The sequence below is a fragment of the Mycobacterium sp. EPa45 genome (assembly GCF_001021385.1).
In the GTDB taxonomy this organism is placed as follows: domain Bacteria; phylum Actinomycetota; class Actinomycetes; order Mycobacteriales; family Mycobacteriaceae; genus Mycobacterium.
Genome location: NZ_CP011773.1, coordinates 2,016,317 through 2,036,281 on the forward strand (window position 1 = coordinate 2,016,317; position 19,965 = coordinate 2,036,281).

Annotated in this window: 21 protein-coding genes; 12 read left to right on the top strand and 9 right to left on the bottom strand. The window is 66.1% G+C overall.

Annotated elements, in window-relative coordinates; genetic code table 11:
- The first annotated feature begins 63 nt into the window (after positions 1 to 63).
- The 4 genes from AB431_RS09580 to AB431_RS09595 are packed head-to-tail and all read left to right on the top strand — an operon-like array spanning position 64 to position 1,992.
- The gene (locus AB431_RS09580) at positions 64 to 453 is read left to right on the top strand and encodes a hypothetical protein (protein WP_047329717.1); all 390 of its coding nucleotides are present in this window, start codon (positions 64 to 66) and stop codon (positions 451 to 453) included.
- Positions 454 to 460: 7 nt separating this feature from the next.
- Entirely contained in the window at positions 461 to 853 is a 393-nt protein-coding gene (locus AB431_RS09585; RefSeq protein WP_047329718.1) for a DUF4267 domain-containing protein, read from the top strand.
- Between the two features lie 17 nt (positions 854 to 870).
- Entirely contained in the window at positions 871 to 1,521 is a 651-nt protein-coding gene (locus AB431_RS09590) for a M15 family metallopeptidase (RefSeq protein ID WP_369803062.1), read from the top strand.
- A 12-nt stretch (positions 1,522 to 1,533) separates the two neighbouring features.
- Positions 1,534 to 1,992, top strand: a complete 459-nt coding sequence (locus tag AB431_RS09595; RefSeq protein ID WP_047329719.1) for a nuclear transport factor 2 family protein — start codon at positions 1,534 to 1,536, stop codon at positions 1,990 to 1,992.
- 3 nt (positions 1,993 to 1,995) lie between these two features.
- On the opposite strand, the gene AB431_RS09600 is transcribed toward AB431_RS09595, so the two are convergent.
- Positions 1,996 to 2,619 carry a TetR/AcrR family transcriptional regulator gene (locus tag AB431_RS09600; RefSeq protein WP_047329720.1) on the bottom strand — a complete coding sequence of 208 codons (624 nt, stop codon included), beginning with the start codon at positions 2,617 to 2,619 and terminating at the stop codon, positions 1,996 to 1,998.
- Between the two features lie 91 nt (positions 2,620 to 2,710).
- Between AB431_RS09600 and AB431_RS09605 the strand changes: the two genes are divergently transcribed.
- Together AB431_RS09605 and AB431_RS09610 are read left to right on the top strand one after the other, a co-directional pair.
- Positions 2,711 to 4,249 (top strand): NAD(P)/FAD-dependent oxidoreductase, encoded by a 1,539-nt coding sequence (locus AB431_RS09605; RefSeq protein ID WP_047329721.1) that lies wholly within the window; start codon positions 2,711 to 2,713, stop codon positions 4,247 to 4,249.
- A 20-nt stretch (positions 4,250 to 4,269) separates the two neighbouring features.
- A complete protein-coding gene (locus AB431_RS09610; RefSeq protein ID WP_235435868.1) occupies positions 4,270 to 5,094 on the top strand; it encodes an alpha/beta fold hydrolase in 825 nt (274 codons plus the stop codon).
- A 97-nt stretch (positions 5,095 to 5,191) separates the two neighbouring features.
- Here AB431_RS09610 and AB431_RS09615 read toward each other — a convergent pair whose 3' ends face one another.
- Genes AB431_RS09615 through AB431_RS09625 form a run of 3 tightly spaced genes read right to left on the bottom strand, consistent with a single transcriptional unit; the run spans position 5,192 to position 8,630 of the window.
- Entirely contained in the window at positions 5,192 to 6,196 is a 1,005-nt protein-coding gene (locus tag AB431_RS09615) for a VOC family protein (protein WP_047329723.1), read from the bottom strand.
- Positions 6,193 to 7,059 (bottom strand): alpha/beta fold hydrolase, encoded by an 867-nt coding sequence (locus tag AB431_RS09620; protein WP_047329724.1) that lies wholly within the window; start codon positions 7,057 to 7,059, stop codon positions 6,193 to 6,195. The genes AB431_RS09615 and AB431_RS09620 overlap by 4 nt, the downstream gene beginning before the upstream one ends.
- Positions 7,047 to 8,630, bottom strand: coding sequence for a bifunctional 3-(3-hydroxy-phenyl)propionate/3-hydroxycinnamic acid hydroxylase (locus tag AB431_RS09625; protein WP_047329725.1), 1,584 nt, complete (start codon positions 8,628 to 8,630; stop codon positions 7,047 to 7,049). The genes AB431_RS09620 and AB431_RS09625 overlap by 13 nt, the downstream gene beginning before the upstream one ends.
- 105 nt (positions 8,631 to 8,735) lie before the next feature.
- Here AB431_RS09625 and AB431_RS09630 point away from each other — a divergent pair, with 105 nt between their 5' ends.
- Complete coding sequence (locus AB431_RS09630) at positions 8,736 to 9,377, top strand: TetR/AcrR family transcriptional regulator (protein ID WP_047329726.1); 642 nt, start codon at positions 8,736 to 8,738, stop codon at positions 9,375 to 9,377.
- Between the two features lie 35 nt (positions 9,378 to 9,412).
- Here the strand turns inward: AB431_RS09630 and AB431_RS09635 are convergent, their stop codons facing one another.
- On the bottom strand, positions 9,413 to 10,075 hold the full coding sequence (locus tag AB431_RS09635) for a TetR/AcrR family transcriptional regulator (RefSeq protein WP_047329727.1): 663 nt from the start codon (positions 10,073 to 10,075) through the stop codon (positions 9,413 to 9,415).
- A gap of 105 nt (positions 10,076 to 10,180) precedes the next feature.
- Here AB431_RS09635 and AB431_RS09640 point away from each other — a divergent pair, with 105 nt between their 5' ends.
- From AB431_RS09640 to AB431_RS09650, 3 genes are read left to right on the top strand one after another with little or no spacing between them, the layout of a single operon-like run.
- On the top strand, positions 10,181 to 11,314 hold the full coding sequence (locus AB431_RS09640) for a VOC family protein (RefSeq protein WP_047329728.1): 1,134 nt from the start codon (positions 10,181 to 10,183) through the stop codon (positions 11,312 to 11,314).
- Positions 11,311 to 12,249, top strand: a complete 939-nt coding sequence (locus AB431_RS09645; RefSeq protein ID WP_047329729.1) for a fumarylacetoacetate hydrolase family protein — start codon at positions 11,311 to 11,313, stop codon at positions 12,247 to 12,249. Before AB431_RS09640 ends, AB431_RS09645 begins: the two co-directional genes overlap by 4 nt.
- Positions 12,246 to 13,790, top strand: coding sequence for a bifunctional 3-(3-hydroxy-phenyl)propionate/3-hydroxycinnamic acid hydroxylase (locus AB431_RS09650; protein ID WP_047329730.1), 1,545 nt, complete (start codon positions 12,246 to 12,248; stop codon positions 13,788 to 13,790). Before AB431_RS09645 ends, AB431_RS09650 begins: the two co-directional genes overlap by 4 nt.
- On the opposite strand, the gene AB431_RS09655 is transcribed toward AB431_RS09650, so the two are convergent.
- Complete coding sequence (locus AB431_RS09655) at positions 13,767 to 14,732, bottom strand: ABC transporter substrate-binding protein (protein WP_200902711.1); 966 nt, start codon at positions 14,730 to 14,732, stop codon at positions 13,767 to 13,769. The genes AB431_RS09650 and AB431_RS09655 overlap by 24 nt on opposite strands.
- Before the next feature lie 71 nt (positions 14,733 to 14,803).
- On the opposite strand from AB431_RS09655, the gene AB431_RS09660 reads away from it, so the two are divergent.
- Positions 14,804 to 16,165 carry an MFS transporter gene (locus AB431_RS09660; RefSeq protein WP_235435869.1) on the top strand — a complete coding sequence of 454 codons (1,362 nt, stop codon included), beginning with the start codon at positions 14,804 to 14,806 and terminating at the stop codon, positions 16,163 to 16,165.
- Here AB431_RS09660 and AB431_RS09665 read toward each other — a convergent pair.
- Both AB431_RS09665 and AB431_RS09670 read right to left on the bottom strand, forming a co-directional pair.
- Positions 16,158 to 16,775: a M15 family metallopeptidase gene (locus AB431_RS09665; protein ID WP_144418453.1), complete on the bottom strand. Its 618-nt coding sequence runs from the start codon at positions 16,773 to 16,775 to the stop codon at positions 16,158 to 16,160. The genes AB431_RS09660 and AB431_RS09665 overlap by 8 nt on opposite strands.
- 52 nt (positions 16,776 to 16,827) lie before the next feature.
- Positions 16,828 to 17,520 (bottom strand): PAS and ANTAR domain-containing protein, encoded by a 693-nt coding sequence (locus AB431_RS09670; RefSeq protein WP_047329731.1) that lies wholly within the window; start codon positions 17,518 to 17,520, stop codon positions 16,828 to 16,830.
- Positions 17,521 to 17,825: 305 nt separating this feature from the next.
- Here AB431_RS09670 and AB431_RS09675 point away from each other — a divergent pair, with 305 nt between their 5' ends.
- Positions 17,826 to 18,290 carry a hypothetical protein gene (locus AB431_RS09675; protein ID WP_052960244.1) on the top strand — a complete coding sequence of 155 codons (465 nt, stop codon included), beginning with the start codon at positions 17,826 to 17,828 and terminating at the stop codon, positions 18,288 to 18,290.
- On the opposite strand, the gene AB431_RS09680 is transcribed toward AB431_RS09675, so the two are convergent.
- Positions 18,287 to 19,960 carry a SulP family inorganic anion transporter gene (locus AB431_RS09680; protein ID WP_047329732.1) on the bottom strand — a complete coding sequence of 558 codons (1,674 nt, stop codon included), beginning with the start codon at positions 19,958 to 19,960 and terminating at the stop codon, positions 18,287 to 18,289. The two genes, AB431_RS09675 and AB431_RS09680, sit on opposite strands and share 4 nt — an antisense overlap.
- Between the last annotated feature and the right edge of the window lie 5 nt (positions 19,961 to 19,965).

Genomic DNA, 19,965 nt, shown 5'->3' on the forward strand with positions numbered 1-19,965 from the left:
CGAGCGTCTCTTGATCCGCGCAATCCGCGTCGACGAATCGCCTAGATGATCTAGGATTCGGCCATGATTCGGCCGACGTACGTGGTCATGACAGCGTTCGCAGTGGCCCTCGGCGGCATGGCGATCGCCGCTCCCATCGCGAATGCCGGACCGCTGCCGCCGTGCTCGTACACCCTGTCGCCGCCCGTCGTCGGTCCCGGTGGGGTCTCCGCGACGGCGGAACTGGAGCAATGTGGACCGGGCGGGGGTCCGTATAAGGCGGTCGCGTGCCTGCTGGGTGCCGACGGGGTCACGCATTGCGCGCAGGGACGCGGGGCGGATCCCGCGACGATCACGGTGCCGTACCAGCCGGGCGTCACCTACATCGCGACCGGCCGCGGCTGCCCGGTCTGGCTGGGGCAGAACGTCGCGCCCGACTGCCAGCTCCTCGGCCCGCTCAACGCGACCCTCTAGGAAACACATGTCGATCGATAAGGCCGCGGTCGTCGCGGGCAGTATCCGTCTGGCCTCCGGCGTGCATTTTCTGGCCGACCCCATGGGTGCCAACAAACTGTGGGGCGAGCCGAACGATCCGGGTCCGTCGGCGCGGCTGCTGCTGCGGTCGATGGGCTACCGCGACGCGCTGATCGGCGGACTTCTGCTCTCGGCGGGCCTGCGCGGACGCAATACCCGCGGCTGGTTCTTGGCTTCCGGCGGCGCCGACGCGGCCGACCTTCTAGGCGGAAGCAGCGTGCACAGCGAGCTCACCCGCGGACAGCAGATCATCGGGCTCGGCGGCGCGGTGGTAGGCATCGGCGTCGGACTGTGGGGAGCGACTCGGCGGCGCAAGCCTGTGCCGGAGGTCGTGTCCTAATTCGGCGGGCAGGAGTTCTGCTTGCGGTAGCTGCCGCGGTTCTCGTGCAGTGCAGTCCTGCGCCCGACCGGCCGCCTGGCGCGTCGTCGTCGGTGACCACGACCATCACGCCGGCAGCCCTTGTCTCGCCGGTGACCGCGGCGGAGCTCGGCGCCTCCTGGCGTCCTGGCTGCCCAGTCGCTCCCGAACAGCTGCGCCGTGTCGAGGTGGACTACCTCGGACTCGACGGGCAGACCCATCGCGGCGCGCTCGTCGTTCACGAACAGGTGGTCGCCGACATCGTCGCGATCTTCGCCGACCTACGCCGGAAGGCCTATCCAATCGCGAAGATGCAAACTCCTGACCACTATCCCGGGGCCGCCGACGAACTGTCGATGGAGGACAACAACACCTCCGCCTTCAACTGCCGCCCACTGCCCGGCAGCACGAGCTGGTCGCTGCACGCCTACGGCCGCGCCATCGACGTCAACCCACTGCTCAATCCGTACATCGATCGCTCCGGTGATCTCGAGCCGACCACGGCCGGGCGCTATCTTGATCGCCGCCGCAGTGACCCGGGGATCCTGCACGCCGGCGACCCGGCCGTGCGGGCCTTCACCGATCGCGGGTGGACGTGGGGCGGCAGCTGGCACAACCCGATCGACTACCAGCATTTCGAACACCGCTGAGAGGTAGCAATCATGCAGTTGTGGGAACTGGTTGCCCGCGAGCGCATCCGGGACACCTTGGCCCTGTACAACTGGTCCGGCGACGCAGGCCGCCTCGAGGACCTCACCCAATCCTTCTGTCCCGACGGGATACTCGAGATCCGCGGGACCGCCACGGCGACCGGCCGCGCCGCGATCGCGGAGTTCCTCGGAGGCGTGACCCCTGCCCCGCCGGCTGTCACGGCCCAGCCTCAGGTCAAGCGGATCGTGCGGCACACCCTGACGAACGTGCGCTTCACCGAGCTGACGCCGCAACGCGCGCAGGTGTCGTCGTACTTCACGGTGTTCACCGAAGTCGGGCTGGACCATTACGGCCGCTACCGCGACGTCTTCGCTCCGGTCGACGAGGCGTGGTTGATCGCCCACCGATTCGTCTCGACGGATTGGGCCGCGCCGAATTCGACGATGGCACCGCCGTCGTCGGTGTCGTAGAAGTCAGGCGTACAGACGGGCCGCCAGCGATTCGCCGAATGCGAGCAGCGCGCCGCGGCCGATGTCCAGGATCGCCTCGTCGAAGTCGCTGTTGTCCCGGTAGGCCAGCTCGAGCACGCGATCGGCCATCTCGACGGCCACCAGCATGGCCCGCGGGTCGGTGTCGGCGGGGATGAGTTCGACGTCGACGAGGATGTTGTGCAGCCGGTCGGCGAGGGTGCGCATTCGAGCGTGGACATGTTTGGTCACGGTGGGGGAGGTCCGCCCGCCCAGCCACATCCCCGCGGCACTCGGATGCTTGCGGTAGTAGTCGACGTGCAGGTTGATCTCGTTGTTGAGCAGGTCGGCGATCGAGGTGATCGTCCACGTCTGCTCGGCGGCGACGCAGCGCGCGTCGATCTCCGTGCAGTGCCGCTCCATCAGCTCGTCGAAAATGGCGTCACGGTCGGCGAAGAACCGGTACAGCGACGGATAGGACACCCCGGCGCGGTCGGCGATTGTCCGGGTGGTTGCGGCGTCCACACCCTGCTCGTCGGCGATGGCCGCGGCGGCGTCCAGGATCCGAGCGACGGTCTGGCGGCTGCGGGCCTGAACAGGCGCTCGGCGCGGAACCGGCACCGTGGTCATCGCCTACCTCCTGGGGAACTCTTGACAGTGGTTCGCAAAACTATAACACTATTCACGTTACAGTTCCTGTTCTGATCCAGAAAGTGCCGCGATGACTGTGAGCTCCCTCAACCAGGCCCGCCCGACGCAGCCGCTGCGCGGCCATGTCGATGTCTTGATCGTGGGTGCCGGTATCTCCGGCCTCGGGATGGGTCACTATCTGGCCACCCTGCAGCCGGGCAAGAGCTTTGCGATCGTCGACAGCCGCGACGCGATCGGCGGCACCTGGGACCTGTTCCGCTATCCGGGCATTCGGTCGGACTCCGACCTGCACACCTTCGGCTACGAGTTCAAGCCTTGGACGAGTGACAACGCGATCGCCGACGCCCACGAGATCCTCGACTACCTACACGAGGTCATCGATGAGGACGACCTGGCCCGACGTATTTACCTGCACCACAAGGTGTTACGGGCCGACTTCGCCTCGGACGCCGCGCTGTGGACCGTCACCCTGGAGCGTGACGACGAACAGTTCGAGGTGACGTGTGACTGGTTGTTCGGAGCGACCGGCTACTACGACTACGCCAGCGGGCACCGGCCGCACTTCGAGGGGGAAGAGGACTTCGAGGGCGAAATCGTGCACCCGCAGTTCTGGCCGGAGGATCTGGACTACACAGGCAAGAAGGTCGTCGTCATCGGCAGCGGTGCCACGGCCGTCACCTTGATCCCTGCGATGGCCGGCGACGTCGACCACATCACCATGCTCCAGCGCTCACCGTCTTATGTGATGCCGCTGCCGCGCAAGGACCCGATCGCCAACTCGTTGCGGAAGGTGCTGCCGCCCAAGGCCGCCTACGCCGCTACCCGGCGCTTCAACATCGGTAAGGGCCGCTTCATCTACAACCTGTGCCAGCGCCATCCCAAGCTGGCGCGCAAGATCATCCGAGGCATCAATGTCAAGGCGCTGCCCGAGGGATTCGAAGTGGACACCCACTTCAACCCCAAGTACAACCCGTGGGACCAGCGTCTGTGCGCGGTGCCCGACGCGGACCTGTTCCGCGCGATCGCGAAGGGCAAGGCGTCAGTGGTCACCGATCGCATCGCGCGGTTCACCGCGAACGGGATCCTGCTGGAGTCCGGCAAGACGCTCGACGCCGACATCATCGTCACCGCAACCGGTTTGAAGCTGCTTCCGCTGGGCGGCATCCAGGTGTCCGTCGACGGTGAAGTAAAGGACCCGAACAGGTCGCTGCTCTACAAGAGCTTCATGATCTCCGACATCCCGAACCTGGCGTTCGCGTTCGGCTACACGAACTCGTCGTGGACGCTGAAGGTCGGCCTGGTATGCGAGCACCTGTGCCGGCTGCTCGCCTACATGGATCGGCATGGCTACACGACGGTGGTACCCGTCGTGGACGACCCGAACATAGAGAAGCGTCCGATGCTCGACTTCTCCGCCGGCTACGTCCAGCGCTCCGTTGACTTGTTCCCGCAGCAGGGTGCGACCGGTCCCTGGACTGTCGAGATGGACTACTGGGCGGATCACGACCGGCTGCGGAAGGGCCCCGTCGAAGATCCCGCGCTGCGCTTCAGCACAGCTGTTGGGGAAACGGCGGTTTCGGACCTGGCTTCGGGCCTGACTCGCGCATGAGGCGACCCACCTTCATTGAGGTGGATGGGCGGCGCACCCGAGTCCGTGTCGACGGCGATCCGGACAATCCGCCGCTCGTACTGATTCATGGAATCGGACGCAGCATGGAGGACTGGTCCACCCAGTACGAACGGCTGGGCCGCTCCTACCGCACGATCTCTCTCGACGTGCCCGGCTTCGGTTTCTCCGAGCGCCCCGGGGAAACCATCACCTTGCCGGTGCTGGCTCGCGGCGTCGTCGGTGCCCTCGATGCGCTCGGTGAGAAGAGGCCCGTGCATGTGGTCGGCAACTCGCTGGGGGGCGCGATCGCTCAGCAGCTGCTCGTCGAGCACCCCGATCGAGTTGCCAGCCTGGCGCTGATCAACAGCGCGGGCTTCGGCAGCGAGGTGACAATGCTGCTGCGGATGCTCACCATGCCGGTGCTTGGTGCGATGAGCATTCGACGGCCCACCCGTATGAGTGCGGTGCTGATGGAGCGGGTGATTCACGCGGACAAGGCAATTGCCACCAGGCAACGCATCGACCACGCGTTCGCGCTTGCGTCCCAGCCGGATGCCGGTGCCGTGATGCGTGAGACCGCACTGGCCCTGGGCACGCCGCGCGGGGTGCGGCCCGAGTGGCGCCGAGAACTCGCCGACGGCGTCGCTCGAACGCCCCGCCCGACGTTGATCATGTGGGGCACGCGAGATCGCATCCTTCCCTCACACCACATCACCGAGGCGATGCGGGTGTACCCCCACGCCGAGGTGCACCTGCTCAATGGTGTCGGCCATATGCCGCAGATCGAATGCCCCGAGCGGTTCGCCGGCCTACTATTGCCATTCCTGTTGCGCGCCAGCGCCTGAGCTCAGCGTGTATTGATCCCGTTTCCTGAAGCGCAGCAGGTATTCGGCGGGAATGGCATGGGCATGGGTGTCCATGCGGCTCGTCGCGGCGTCCTCCTCAGTCGTCGGCGATGCCGGCTCCAGCGAGTGCGGGCACGGTCTGCTCGGCGCGCAGCACCGAGTGTGCGCCTGCCATGAGCCGTTCCGCCAGCTGACCGAGGCTGTTGCCCTCGGGCGTGTGTCCCCAGATGCTGATGCCCTGGTGAGTGGTTGGTTCCCAGGTGGATTCGTCGACGACGATCGGGTTCCAGCCGACCTCCCACTCGAAACCCGACGGGCTGACCGCGTAGAACGACAGCTCCTTGTCGTTGGTGTGCTGGCCGATCGACAGGGCCATGTCGAAGCCGAGTTCCTTGATCCGCTGGTGCGCCATCGTCAGGTCGTTCAGCTCGGCGACCTGGACGTTGCAGTGCTGGATTCTGGTGCGTATCGGGTTGAGCGGCAGGCGTGTTGTCGCGGCGATCGCGATCGTGTGATGACGCTCGTTGACCCGCAGGAACCGGATCTTGAACTTGAGGCCACTGATCGTCTCGTCGATGTAGTCACTCAGCCGGGCGTCGAACACGGTGCTGTAGTAGCCGCGCATCTGATGCGGCCTCTTGGTGGCGATCGCGACATGACCCACCCCGGCCGGTCCGGTGATGAAACCGCCACTGGCGTTCAGCCGCAACGTCTCCGACCCCGCGCGGGGGCTGACGTAGATCTCCTGGGCCAGTCCGTTCGGGCCGGGGAATCGCGCGAATCGCTCCACGCCGCGCAGGGCGGCCTCCTCGGCGGAGCCCTCGGTCACCGGCACCCCGTGTCCGCGCACGCGCGCCTCGATGGCCTCGAAGGTGGCGTGGTCGTCGATCTCCCAGCCCAGTGCGGTGGTGTCCTCGGCGGGACCGCGCTGCAACAAGAAACGGCACTCGTTGTCGTCGAGACGGAACCGCATAACCCCGGGCAGCGTCTCATCGAGATGCATGCCGATGGCATCGCGGCCGAATCTGCGCCAGTCGGAGAACCTCTCGGTTTCGACGACGAGGTAGCCGAGGTGGACCTTGCCGAAGACGTCGGTCGTCATGCGATCGCGAGTTTCGATTCGGCGGAGAGGAATTCGGTGACGAGCTGGTTGAACAGATCGGACCGCTCCCATTGCATCCAGTGTCCGGTATGCGAGGTCATCACCAGCTCGGCGTTGGGCATGAGCCGCAGCAACATCGGTCCGCCGGCGGGCCGGTTGACCTTGTCGTCTCGACCCCACAGCACCAATGTCGGTGTGCCGAGCCGACGGATCCGCTTGTCCCGGGTCAGGTCCATCCGCCAGAGGGTCCGAATCCCCGACGGGCGTCGCAGCGGCGGATTGGCCACCACCTCGGGATCGATCGAGGCGCGATAGCGCAGGTCAATCAGGTCGTCGGGCACCGCTGCTCCGTCGTAGACGAGGTGGGTGCGGATGAACGTCGCGAGCTTCTCCCGGCTGGGTCCGTCACCCGAGTAGTACGAAAGCAAGCTCTTCAGTCCGTCGGTGGGAAGGCCGCGGGTTGTACCGATCCCACCCGGGCCCATCAGGACCAGCTTGCCGACGCGCTGTGGCGTGTCCAGGGCCAGCCGCAGAGCCGCCGCGCCGCCGTAGGAGTTGCCGACCAGATGTGCCGACGGCATGTGCAATTCGTCGAGGAGGCCGCGAATCGTGTCGGCCAGGTACCCGAACGGGTCGTTGTGGTCTACGAACTTGCTCGACCGCCCATAGCCGGGCATGTCCGGTACCAGCACACGGAAATGCTGTGCCAACGCCTCGATGTTGCGGGAGTAATTCGACAGTCCCGACGCGCCGGGGCCGCCACCGTGCAACAGCACCACGGGCGGTGCGTCACCACCGGTGTCGGCGATGAAGACCTCAGCACCGTTCACGCGTAACGAATATTGGCACTTCACTCCGAACATGCGTGGTCCTTAACTCGGACGACGGGCGCGGTCAGCCCCGCCGGGGGAGGGGGCAACGGCTGACCGTCGTTGCCGGCCGCGTAGATGAAACCGTCCGGTCGAACGGCAACGACCGATGCATTCTTCTTCGCCAGCCAGGCGATGAGCGTGCCGTCACGGTCGACGAGCTGGCTTGCGTCCCGGATGGTGCCCGGCGGAACGATTTTCATGACGGGCACGCCGGCTCGGTGCCACGGCAGCCAGGGGCTTTCGGGGCCGGTGTGAAGGAGCGCCCACTTGCCGCCGATGACGTCATCGAGTCGGACCTCGACGCCGTTGTCGCCGACGACCCACGGCTGTGGAATCAGCCAGCCGGCGGCCGGAACGCCGTTGTCGACGCGCAGCCCGGAGCGGTACTGCGCATCGGGTAGCCACCGATGATTGCGTAACCACGCGGTGAAGCCGGGTACCTTGCTGGCGGTGCGGAAGGATCGGTCGCGGACGGCCGCGCGCAGACGATTGCGTTCGATGATGACTTGGCCGACCTTGACCGCGCGTCGGGTGACTTCTTTGACGTGGGGCATTCGCTCGGCCTGGTAAGTGTCGAGCACCGAGTCGGGGAGAGTTCCGCAGATCACGGCGTGCAACTTCCAGCACAGGTTCGCGACGTCGCGGATGCCCGCACACATGCCCTGGCCGATCCACGGTGGCATTGCGTGCGCCGCGTCGCCGGCCAGGAAGACTCGGCCCACTCGCCATCCGTCGGCGAACCGAACGTGGTGGCTGTAGCAGGCGTAGCCGATGATCTGGACATTGGTCCTGGTGATCCCTTGGCGGCTCAGGACGTTCCAGACAGCGTCCTCGTTGAGGAGGTCGTCCTCGTCTTCGTCTTCGCGGACCGGGAACTCCCACCGATGGTGTCCTAACGGCGTCGGGCAGTCGACTGTCGGGCGTTCGGGGTTGCAATGGAAGCGAAGTTGGTCATGCCCGGGCCAGCTCTCGATCACCTTGGTATCGATCACGATCCAGCGCTCGGAATACGTTCGGCCGGCGAATCCGACACCCAGCTGCCCGCGAATGGCGCTCGAGCCACCGTCGGCGGCAATCACGTAGCCGGCCCGGATGCGGATGAACTGATCTCTCCTCAGATCGGCGAGCATCAGTTCGATCGAGTCGGAGCGTTGGGTGAGGCGAAGACATTCATACTCGAGGAGGAGCGAGACGTTCGGGAACCGGCTGACGCCCCGGCGCAGGACGCCTTCCACCGCGGGTTGATAGATGAACTGTTGCGGTGGGTGACCGTTACCCCGATCCGCGGGCACCAGCTTGACGATGCTCACGCCGTGCGCGTCGACGAAATCGGCACCGGCGCCGGGCTGCATGTCGGCGTTGAGTTGGTCCGCCAGGCCTACCTGCTGCCAGATCCGCAGCACCTCCTCGTCAGTCGAGATGGCGCGGGCGCGGAAGTAGATATCGGGATCACGTTCCACCACAACGACTCTCAGGCCCAGCTGGCCGAGGAGGTTGGCGGCGGTGGCACCGACCGGACCGTAGCCGACGATCGCGACGTCATACGTCGAGGCGCTGCTCATAGCTGTCTCCGATCTGGCTGCCGGATCACCGTTGACCGGCACTTGTTCCGTAGTGATCGATACGGTAGTGTAGTGATCACTACGGAGTCAAGGAGTGCGGAGAAAATGGCCACAGCGGAGGGGTCGAGGCGCCGGACGCGTCGCCTCGACGGCGAACTGTCACGCACCAAGATCCTCGATGCCGCGACCGAGATCGCCGCCGAAAGAGGTTACGAGGGAACGAGTATCGGCGCGGTCAGCGCAAAGTGCGGTTTACCGGCCAGTTCCATCTACTGGCACTTCAAGGACAAGGACGACCTCATCGCGGCGGTCATCGAACGCAGCTTCAACAGCTGGCTGAACGTCTGGCAGTTGCCGGACGACCTGGTCGCCCTTGATCGGCTCGTGGACGCCGCAACCGGAACCGCCAAGGCGCTGATGGAGTCACCTGACTTCCTGCGGCTGGGGCTGATGCTGGCACTCGAACGCCGCCCGGTGGAGCCGCGGGCACGGGCGATGTTCGTCGAGGTCCGCGACCAGGCGTTCGACGCGCTGACACGCAGCCTGGAGGGCATGGCTGCCGGCCTGACCGGCGCCCAGATACGCCAACTCGCGACCTATGCGATTGCCGGTGCGGACGGATTGTTCATCGCCAAGGAGATCGGAGGCGACAGTGTCGACCTCGGTGCGATGTTCGAGATCCACGGGCGGGCACTGCACGCCACCGCAATCCGGATGCTCGAGGAGAACGAGGCGCGGTCGCACTGAAGGGCAAGCCGGTCTATTCCGCTGCGCGGCAGTACCTATGCGACCGAATCGCTTCCGATGAGCTCGTCGAGGTCGGGTAGGGGCTGCCGGCAGATCTCGTCCGCCTCGTCGGCGGGCAGGCCCAGCATGACCAGCACGCCGCGGGTCGCGCTATCGGAAGCCTCGGCGCTCTCGCGCTCGGGTTGAGTGCGTAGCAGCTGTCCCAATCCCATCAAGGCGCCGGCCGCCACCGACAGGGCCAACTCCGGGTCGGTCACGGTGAATCGTCCGGCCTCCGCTGCGACGGTGATGTCCCGCAACGCCCGCGGGCCCAATCCACGGTCGGAGTGCATCAGGGTCAAACCGGTGTTGAGCAGTACCCGAGAGGTCTCCGGGCGCTGGCGAAACAAGCGGCCGACGATCCGAAAGCTGCGGGCGAACGTCAAGGCCGGATCCTCTCCGTCCACGGCGAGCTTGTCCAGTAGTTCGCCGATCGCATCCAGGATGTCGTTGACCGCGGCCTCGAACAGCTGTTCCTTGCTGTCGAAATGGTTGTAGAACGACCCCATCCCGACGTCGGCCGCCTGCGTGATCTCGAGCACCGGCACGTTGAGCTTTCCGGCAGCGATGAAGCCCTGAGCGGCGCGGACGAGCGCGTTGCGTGTTTGCGTTTTACGTCGCTCGAGGCGGTTTCCCGCCGTGGCCTGGGCCCCTGCCATGGGCAGATAGTAGCAGCAGAGCTCATTACTGAGGATTTCGTCAGAAACCTTGACTGAGGATCCTCTCGTAAGTGATGATTTCGTCAGTTGAGGAGAGGAGGCGAAGTGACCGAGCACCTCGACGCCCACAACGGCCTGCACAGCGAGCAGGGTGCACTGCGGGGCGAGCATCCTGGGCGATCGGACAACCCCGTCATCAAGGTGCGCGACCTGGCCTGGCTGGAGTTCGAGAAGCCGGATCTGGAGCGTGCCGAAACGTTCGCCCGGGCATTCGGTTTCACGACGGTGCTGCGCACCGATCACGAGCTTGCGCTGCGCGGCACCGACGCGGGTTCGGTGTGCGTGATCATCCGGCGGGGGCCGCGGTCGCGATTCGTCGGGCCGGTGTTCGCCGCGCAGGACGTCGTGGACGTCAAACGGCTTGCGGCCGCGGCCGGCAAGCCGACCGGCACGCTGCCGGAGACCCTCGGTGGTCTGGTGGTCGAACTCGTCGACCCGGGCGGGATGCCGGTGCGCGTCGTCGCCGGAATGCGCGAGCTGCCCGACCTTCCCGCTCAGCTCCCACATCGATTCAACTTCGGACGAGAACTGCTGCGCACGAACTCGACTCAACGACCGCCGCGTGAACCGGCACGCGTCCAGCGACTGGGGCATGTCGTGCTGCAGCGGACCCGCTACCGGCGCGCGCTCGACTGGTACCTCGACCACCTCGGATTGATCGTCAGCGACTTCTTGTACTACCCGGGCCAGCGCGAGCGCGGACCGACCATGAGTTTCATCCGCTGTGACCGCGGCTCGACGCCCGCCGACCACCACACGCTGGCCATGGTGCTGGGACCTTCGGATCGTTACGTCCACTCCGCCTATCAGGTATGTGACCTCGACGCCCTGGCGGCCGGCGGAGAGTATCTGCGCGAGAGCGGCTTCCACCGCTCGTGGGGCATCGGGCGTCATATCCAGGGGAGTCAGATCTTCGACTACTGGCGCGATCCGGACGGCTTCCTGGTCGAGCATTTCGCTGACGGCGACATGTTCGACAACACCCTCGAGCCGGGTTGGGCGCCAATGACGGCTTCCGGCCTTGCCCAATGGGGTCCGCCCGTCACGAAGGATTTCCTCGGGATCTCGCCCAGCAGGGAATCACTACGCGAGATGCGCTCAATGGTGAGCGCCATCCGTCACGACACCGAATTCGACCTCACCCGCCTGCGGGGACTACTGAAAGTGACACGCTCATGAGCATTTCGGTCTATCGCACCGTCGACGGATGGTGGGCCGGCTCGGCCGACTCCGTTGCCCGAGTCGACACCGCGGCATCGACAACCGCTCAACTGCTGGCCGACCGGGCGGCCCTCGAAGCCGCGGGCACCAGCACCGACACGGTGCCGACGTCGACGCTCGAGCTGCTGTCTCCGATCACCGCGCCATGTCGGGTGATCGCGCAGATGACGAACTTCGCGTCCCATGTCATTGACACCGGTGGCAACCCGAAAACCGTGCCGCTGACGTTCTTCCGGAAGTCCTCGGCATCGATCACCGGACCGTACGGCGACATCGTCAAACCTGCTCACGTCCGGTTGCTGGACTACGAAGTGGAGATCGGCCTGGTGATCGGACGAGACCTCCCGGTCGGCACCACCATCACCGCGGACAACCTCGCCGACTACGTCTGCGGGGCCGTGGTCACCAACGACGTGTCCGCGCGGGATGTGCAGCTGACCAAAACGCAGTTCTACGAGGCGAAGTCGTACCCCGGCTTCACTCCGGTCGGCCCGGCGCTGGTGCTTCTCGACGCCGACGAGTTGACGCGCTTCGACGAATTGCGCCTGCAACTCAAAGTCAACGGCCAACAGCGGCAGGACAGCACGGTCAAGACCGACATGATCTATCGGCCGGCGGAGGCGCTCGCCGCGCTGACCCGCTTTCAAGACCTCGCCGCCGGTGACCTGATATTGACCGGAACCCCGGTCGGCACGGCACTGTCCGCACCTCCGAAGGCGGTTCAGAAGATCGTCGGGCTGCTGCCCGACGATCTGAAGTGGAAGCTGTTCTTCAAGGGGCAGGCCAAGAATCCCAAGTATCTGCGCGACGGTGATGTCGTCGAGGCGACTGTCGGAACCGACGATGGCAAGATCGACCTCGGAACCCAGCGCAACGGAGTCAAATTCGCATGAGCGCTCTGCCCACCTTCGTGCCCGTGGTGATCGTCGGTGCTGGGCCGACAGGCATCGCGGCTGCGACCAAGCTCGCGCAGTACGGCATCCATTGCCTGCTGCTCGATCGGTGGGCCGATGTCTATCCCCAACCGCGGGCCGTCCACCTCGACGACGAAGTGTTCCGTCTGCTGGCGGGATTGGGAATCGCCGAGGAGTTTGCGGCGATCTCGCGGCCGACCCGGGGATTGCAGCTTCGTGATCCGGCGATGCGCGTGCTGGCCGAGTTCCGCCGCGAAGGCCGTTCCAGCGCCAATGGCTACCCGCAGGCCAATATGTTCGACCAGCCAGAGCTCGAACGGCTGCTGCGAAACAACCTCAAGAAGTATCCGGAAGCCGTCTTGCGGGGCAATGCCGAGGTGGTCGAAGCCGTTCAGGTCAGCACCGATCGCGTCCGTGTTGCCTTCACCGACCGGCTCAGCGGCGAGCAGCACACCGTGGATGCGCGATACGTCCTCGGCTGCGACGGTGCGAACAGTCTGGTGCGCAGGGCTATCGGGGCCCGCATGGAGGATCTGAAGTTCGAACAGCGCTGGCTGGTCGCCGACGTGTCGACAGACGCCGACCTGCGCCAGTGGGACGGCGTACACCAGGTGTGCGACCCGTATCGCGCCGCCACATATATGCGGATCGGGTCGGACCGTTATCGCTGGGAGTTCCGCCTGCGTGACGGCGAAACCGCCGACACCTACTGCACACTCTCGGCGCTGTATCCACTGATTCGGCCCTGGGTTGAACGTGTGGCCGTCGATGACCTCCATCTGGTGCGGGTCGCCGAATACACCTTCCGTGCTCAGGTCGCCACGCGGTGGCGCCGGTCGAACATGTTCATCCTCGGCGATGCCGCGCACCTGACCCCGCCGTTCATCGGCCAGGGTATGGGTGCCGGGCTTCGCGACGCGACGAACCTGGCGTGGAAACTGGCCGGTGTGGTCAACGGCTGGTGGCCCGACACAATGCTCGATAGTTACGAGGTCGAGCGAAAACCGCACGCTCGCAAGCTGATCCGACTCGCGCTTGCTGTCGGCGCGGCGATGACGGCTGGCGGGCGCGCCGGAGACGCGCTGCGCCGGATCGTGGTGCCTCGGTTGCATCTGATACCCGGTGCGCGCGGCAAGATCGTGGGCAGCGCAACCCCGGCACTGCGCAGCAGTGCGCTCGTGGTTCGTTCGCGGGGGCTGCGACAGCTGGCCGGAAGGCTGTGTCCGAATCCGCTTATGCCCGACGGCAAGCGATTCGACGAGATCGTTGGCCACCGATTCGCCGTGGTCACCACCGAGTCGCTCAAGCCCTCTCAACGCGATGACATGGATCACCGAGGTGCGGTGGTGATTTCGGCACGTCCCGGGTCGGAGTTGGCGATGTGGCTGCGGGGCGGGAGAGCTGGCGCCGCGGTGGTGAGGCCCGACCGGACTGTGTTCCTGGCGGGCCGCGTTCTGTCCGACGTGCTCGATGCGGTACCGGCGTTCGGGCCGCAGTCAGCTCACGGCTCTGGCCAGTAGCGGTGGTAGCTGATCGGCCACCAGCGGAAAGGACAGCGGCGAGGTGAACGCGATGGCGCCGGACTGCTCCCTGGTGGTGAAGACATTGCGGTTGCCGAACGCTGCTACGGCGGGAATTGCTTGTAGCGCAGCGATATCCGCGTCACCCTCGGTACGCCACAGCAGCACGTCGACGCCACCCAGCGCGGCGTCGATCTGGTCGAGTGGGATATAGGCGCGATCATCGTCGGCGTGACCGAACGCGTCGAGCGTGGCGGGGATGACGAAGCCCATCTGAGTGAGCCATTCGGTCTTCCAGCCGGCTCGGGTCGCGATGGCGCTGTCTTGCCACCGCGTCGAGCCCTGCAGCGAGGCGATCGACTTGCCCTGAAACTGTGGAAACGTCCTGGCGACATTGGTGAAAGCGGCGTCGATCGCCTCGATTTGAGACTTCATCGCTTCGGGCCGAAATACCGCCTGGGCGATCGCGGTCGACTGTTGCTTCCAGGATTCGAAGAACGGCACCGCGCCCGACTGGGGGATGGTCGGGGCGATCGCCGAGAGCCGTTGGTAGGAGGTGGCATCGACACCCGCGTTGGCGGCCACGATGAGATCGGGTTTCAGCGCGGCGATTCGGTCGATCTGGATGCCGTTGGCCAGGCTCAGCACCGTCGGCTGGGCCCCACCGAGGCGGGGCTGCGCCCACGGCCAGACCGCATACGGTTGATTGCCGAACCACTCGGTTGTCGCCACCGGGACGACGCCGAGCGCGAGCAGATCGTCCTGCTCGGTGAAGCCGGCGCTGACGACGCGTCGCGGCGGTGCCGCGATGTGCGTACTACCGAACGCGTGAGTGACGGTGACCCCGCCCGGGGCCGCCGAAGCGGTGGCCGCCGAGACGACTGCGAGCCCGGTCGTGGCAGCCAGTTCGATAAAGCCCCGTCTGCTCAACTCCGAGTGCACGGCGACTCCTGTCTCGAGGTCATTGGGACGACTGCCGTAACGGTACAGCTGATCGGCCGTATCGTGATGCGGTGAAACGATGGGGCTCCCGCTGGATACTGGCCGCGGTGTCGATCGCCCTGTTCTGCGTCCAGATCGACTACTTCGCCGTCAATCTGGCGCTGCCGAGGATCGCCGCCGATCTGGACACCACCACGACCGATCTGCAATGGGTCATCAGCGTCTACATGCTCACGCTCGGCGCATTCATGGTGCCGGCTGGGCGGATTGGCGACATCTTCGGCCGGCGCCGCGCGCTCTTGACCGGTATCGCCGTGTTCGGAGTCGCATCAGTCTGCTGCGCACTGGCCCCCAGCGCCGTGGTGCTGATCGCCGCCCGCGCCGCACAGGGTATCGGCGCCGCCTTGATCTTTCCGGTCTCGGTCAGCGTGTTGACGAATGCTTATCCGGCTGAGCAATCAAGCCGCGCAATCGGTCTGGCGTACGGGATCGCCGGTCTTGGAAATGCGGCCGGCCCGGTTGTCGGTGGCATTCTGACCGACACCCTGGGGTGGCGAGCGGTGTTCTGGTTGCTGGTCCCGTTCGCTCTGGTGTCACTGATCCTTGGTGCGCTGGCGATCCCGGAGACATTCGACCACACGGTTCCGCGTCGGTTGGATCTGGTGGGTCTCGCGTTGATCACCACCGGGGTCGGGCTCTTCACGCTGACCGTCGATCGCGCGCCCTCCTGGGGATGGACGTCGGTGGCCACGATCGGCGCCGCCGTCGCGTCGCTGGCGCTGCTTGGCGTTTTTGTCTTCGCCGAACGCCGGACTCGCTGGCCGCTGTTGGATCTCTCGCTGCTGAGCAACGCGAGGTTCGTGGTCTTGGTCGCCGCGGGCACCGTGGCCAACATCGCCTACGCGGTGACGGTGTTCCTATCGACGCTCAATCTCCAACAGGTCCGTGGACTGAGCCCGCTTGCGGCCGGGCTGATGTTCCTCGGCCCGTCGGCCGGCGCGGCACTGGGCGGCGTCATCTCGGGTCGTCTCGCGACGCGTCATGCCCCCGCCACGGTGATGGGCGTCGGATGCACAGCCGCGGCAGTGGCGTTGGCGGCGCTGGCTGCTGCGGCCAACCCGGTGCTGTACGTCGCCGCGCTGACCGCATGCGGGTTCACGATGGGATTGGTGTACGCCTTCACGACGGTCGCAACGCAGACCGTTGTGGCACCGCAACGCGCCGGCGAGGCCGCCGGAGTCACGCTGACCTTTCTCGTCACGATCGCCGGAGTCGGGGTGGCGGTCGCCGGGACGTCACTGGAAGTGTTGCAGCGCAATGGTTTCAGTACCGGCGGTGGCATCGGCACGATACTGGCGATCATCGCAGCCCCGCTGTTGGTGGCGGGGCTCGCCGTCCTCATGCGGGCGCGGCAGGCACGGCAAGCTAGTTGACCGGCACGTCGAGAATGGGGCGCTGGACCCCGGCGCCGGGGCCGTCGAAATGCCACCACTCACCGGAGTAGACGGCCAGTCCACCAGCGGCCATTGCTGTGCGCAGCCGGGCGCGGTTGGCCTGAGCCGTGGCGCTGACCCCGTCGGTGGCAAATGCCTGCGCATGGGCGGAGAAGTCGTCGAAATCAGTGCCCATGTCGACCAGTTGCCCGCGCTCGGCAATCGTCACGTCGACTGAACGACCCGCCTCGTGGCTGCGCGCGTACGGGCCGGGTTTGGCCACCCATGCCGGGTTGGGTACCGCCTCGAACATCCGCACCTGGACATCGTGCGGGCGGTAGCAGTCCCAGAACACCAGGACATCGCCCTGTGCCCGCAGAGTCTCGGCGGCCTTCGCCAGCCCTGGCGCCATCGAATCGTGCACCAGGCAGCGCGCGTCCGCCGGATACAGCGGCGCACCGACAAAGTTGTGCGGCGTCGCGTAGCGCAAGTCGATCAGAGCGTCGGGCACCACTGCGCGCACGTCCACGAATCCGGCCGCGGCGGCTTGCGGAGTGACCGGCGGGACATCACCGCCCGGGAGGGCGTGGACCGGTGCCGCCGCTCCCATCGGGGCCGACAAGATCGCCGTGATGGTCAACAGACCGCGGAGGACCCGCACCTCAGGGCTGCGCCTGCTGCGGATTCCCGATCCGCCGGTCGGCGGTGAGCAGCAAGTTGTCGTAGGCCGATCGCGGCGGCGACGCCTCGAACTGAGACAGGGCGACGAAATCGGCGACCACCTGATCGGCGAGGAGCCGGAGTTTGATGTTGGCCTCCTGGGAACGCCAGCGCAGCAGGTCGAATGCGGCCTGCGAATCAATGCCGTACACAACCATCAGCATGCCCTTGGCCTGTTCGATGGTCGCCCGGTTCTCGGCGATCTCGGCGATCGCCTCGGTGAACTGCTTCTGGTTGCGGTCTTCAATGGGCGTGACGTCGACGTAGAAGCCCTTGGTGCCGATCACCTCGCCGCTTTCGTCCTGCAGCTTGTCGGCCACCACGATCACGTGGTGGATCCGGCCGGTGGTGTCCACGATCCGGTGTCGGGTGCTGAAGGCCTGGTGGTGGCGGCGCACATTGTCCAGGGTGGTCGCCACCTGCTGATAGTCATCGGGATGCTTGTGCGACAGCACCAGCTCCGTGGTCGGCGACACCGTGCCGGGCTCGTAACCGTGCATGAGCTGCACCTCGTCCGACCACTCCCAGCGTTCGTCGTCGAAGTAGAACCGGAATTGCCCCGCCAGTTGCGGACGCGCGTCGGCCACGTCGTAGCCGTCATCACCGTTCGGTGCCGGATCCTCGTCCGCAACCATTGACACCCCTCGCCCCAACAACCCTTGGTTGTCTCCCTGCACAGATGCCGCAGCAGGCCGGACGCCGAAGAGTGCCGTGTAGGCAGAACCCATCGCCGTCCCAGGTTCTGCGGGCAACGATTTTTGTACTACGACACCCGGTGTCTTTTCAAGCGGACGTGCCAGTCGCGACGTGCCACGCGAGGGTTCTGGGACTGAGGTGACACCAGTGACAGATGTAACGAAACGCCGTCGGCGTCGAAATCACTGGTACAGGGCGTTCACGCCACGGGGACGCCGCCCTGCGAGCCGAGGATGACACGACGGTGACGATCACGACGAATGCAGCTGTCTGGGTGCGTCGCACCTCACTCGGTCTCGGCGCGTTGGGCGTTTGGGCCGCCGTCCTCGCAGTTCCGGTGGCCGCCGCCGACCCGTCTGATCCCGCTGATCCGCCGGCCCCGGCGGTGGTAACCGGCGACGCCGGCGCCCAGCAGGCTCCGGTACCGGTTCAGCATCTCTCCAGCCCGGACAACCTGCCCCCCGGCACCACCTCGACGGACGTGCCGCCGCAGGGCCGGCTGGGCTACTGGCGCGACCTGTTACATGCCATGCGCACCCAGCAGGTGTCCGGCGGTGACGCGCTCTTACTGCTGACCCAGCGTCCGCTCGACGCCAATGCCGCGCCCCCGCCCGGCATGTCGTCGACCCCGACGGGGCCGGTCGGGACGTCGGCCGTGCCGCCCGCGGCCGATCCGCCCGCGGCCGATCCGGGTGCGCAGGCAGGCTAAGCCCGTTCCACCGCGGCGACCGCTGCGGTGATGGTCGGCTGGTAGCGGCCTTCCGCGTCGAACTCGTGCCACCATTCGGTGCGTTGCACCATCCGCAGTGTCTTGTCAGGCAGTGCGGCGATCATCAACCGGATCCCGGCGCCGGACAGTTCGAGATCGAGGTCGATCAAGAGGTTGAGCACGGTCGACTCCAAGACGGTCTGTCGGACCAGGTCGAGCACAACGGTCGCCGGCTGGGTGTCCGCCTCGAGAGCCGCGTTGCAGATCGCGGCGATATTCGGACGCACATTGGCCGCATAGAGGGGGACAAGGCACCTGAGCACGAGCGGGTCGGCCGGTATCAGTGCGGCGTTCTCGGGTTGTTCGATCCACGCGTGGTCGTCCTCGCGCACGACCTGAACGACGTGCGGCGAATTCACAAGGTGCAGCACCAACAGTAAGGTGACCGCAACCGCGACGGCCACCGCGGCGATGAGTCCGAACGCCAGACCGACCAGCGCCACACCGACGGCACCGAAACACTCCCGCGGGTTGAGGTGGTAGAGCCGGCGCAACGCGCCGACGTCGACCAGTCGGGTCACCGCGACGACCACGACCGCGCCGAGCACCGCCTGGGGCAGCAGGCTCAGCAACGGCGCGACGAAAAATGCGACCATCACCGCGAGCACGACCATGACGAGTCCACTGATCTGGCTGCGCGCTCCGTTGCGCAGATTCACCGAGGTCTGTGCGAAACCTCCCGCCGGAGGCAGTGAGTGAAAGAAGGCACCCGCGAACGATGCGACACCCAACGCCAGCAGCTCGCGGTCGGGATCGATCGTCGGTTCCTCCGCGCGGCGAGAGGTCCGGGCGACCGCAATGGTCTCCAAAAACGCCATCACAGCGATCGCGAATGCTCCGGGAAGCAACGGCACGATATGACGGTCCAGGCGCGGGACCTCTGGAAGCGGGAATCCGGAAGGCACCGTCGGGATGAGACTGACCCCGTGTGTCGGGAACGCCACCGCGGCGCTGACCGCGATGCCCGCGGCAATGACGATGAGCGGGCCCGGAATGCGCGGAAAGAATCTCATCAACGCAAGCAGCACGACCAGGCAGACCACCGACACCGCCACGGTGACAAGGCTCGCGTTCGGGATGTCCGACAGCGCTGCCCATGCCACTTTGAAGAAACCGGTGGTGCGCGGATGCGGCGCGACGCCGAGCAGCTTGGGTAACTGGGCCGCCATCACGGTGAGCCCGACCGCGATCTTGATGCCCACCAGCGTCATGTCGCTGATGTTGTCGACCAGCATGCCCAGCCGAAAAACCCTCGCGATCAACAAGAACAGCCCCACCAGGAGTGTGAGGGTGATCAGATCGCCACGCTGATCCTCCGAGCCGATGAGGACGCCGCCGGCGAGCATCGTCGACGCGGTCAACGTCGAAACGGTGGACGAGGTGCTGATGCTGGCGACTCGCGAGCCACCGATGAAGGCGTACACAACCACCGGGACGATGCAGGTGTACAAGCCCATCTGCACGGGCATGTTCGCGACGGTCGCGTATGCCATCGCCAACGGGATGACTACCGCGCCGGTGCCCAACCCTGCCGGAATGTCGGCCTTCAGCCAACTCGCGTGATACGGCCGGATGGCCGGGGCCAGCCAGGTGGGTGCGGTGGTGGGCACGACCG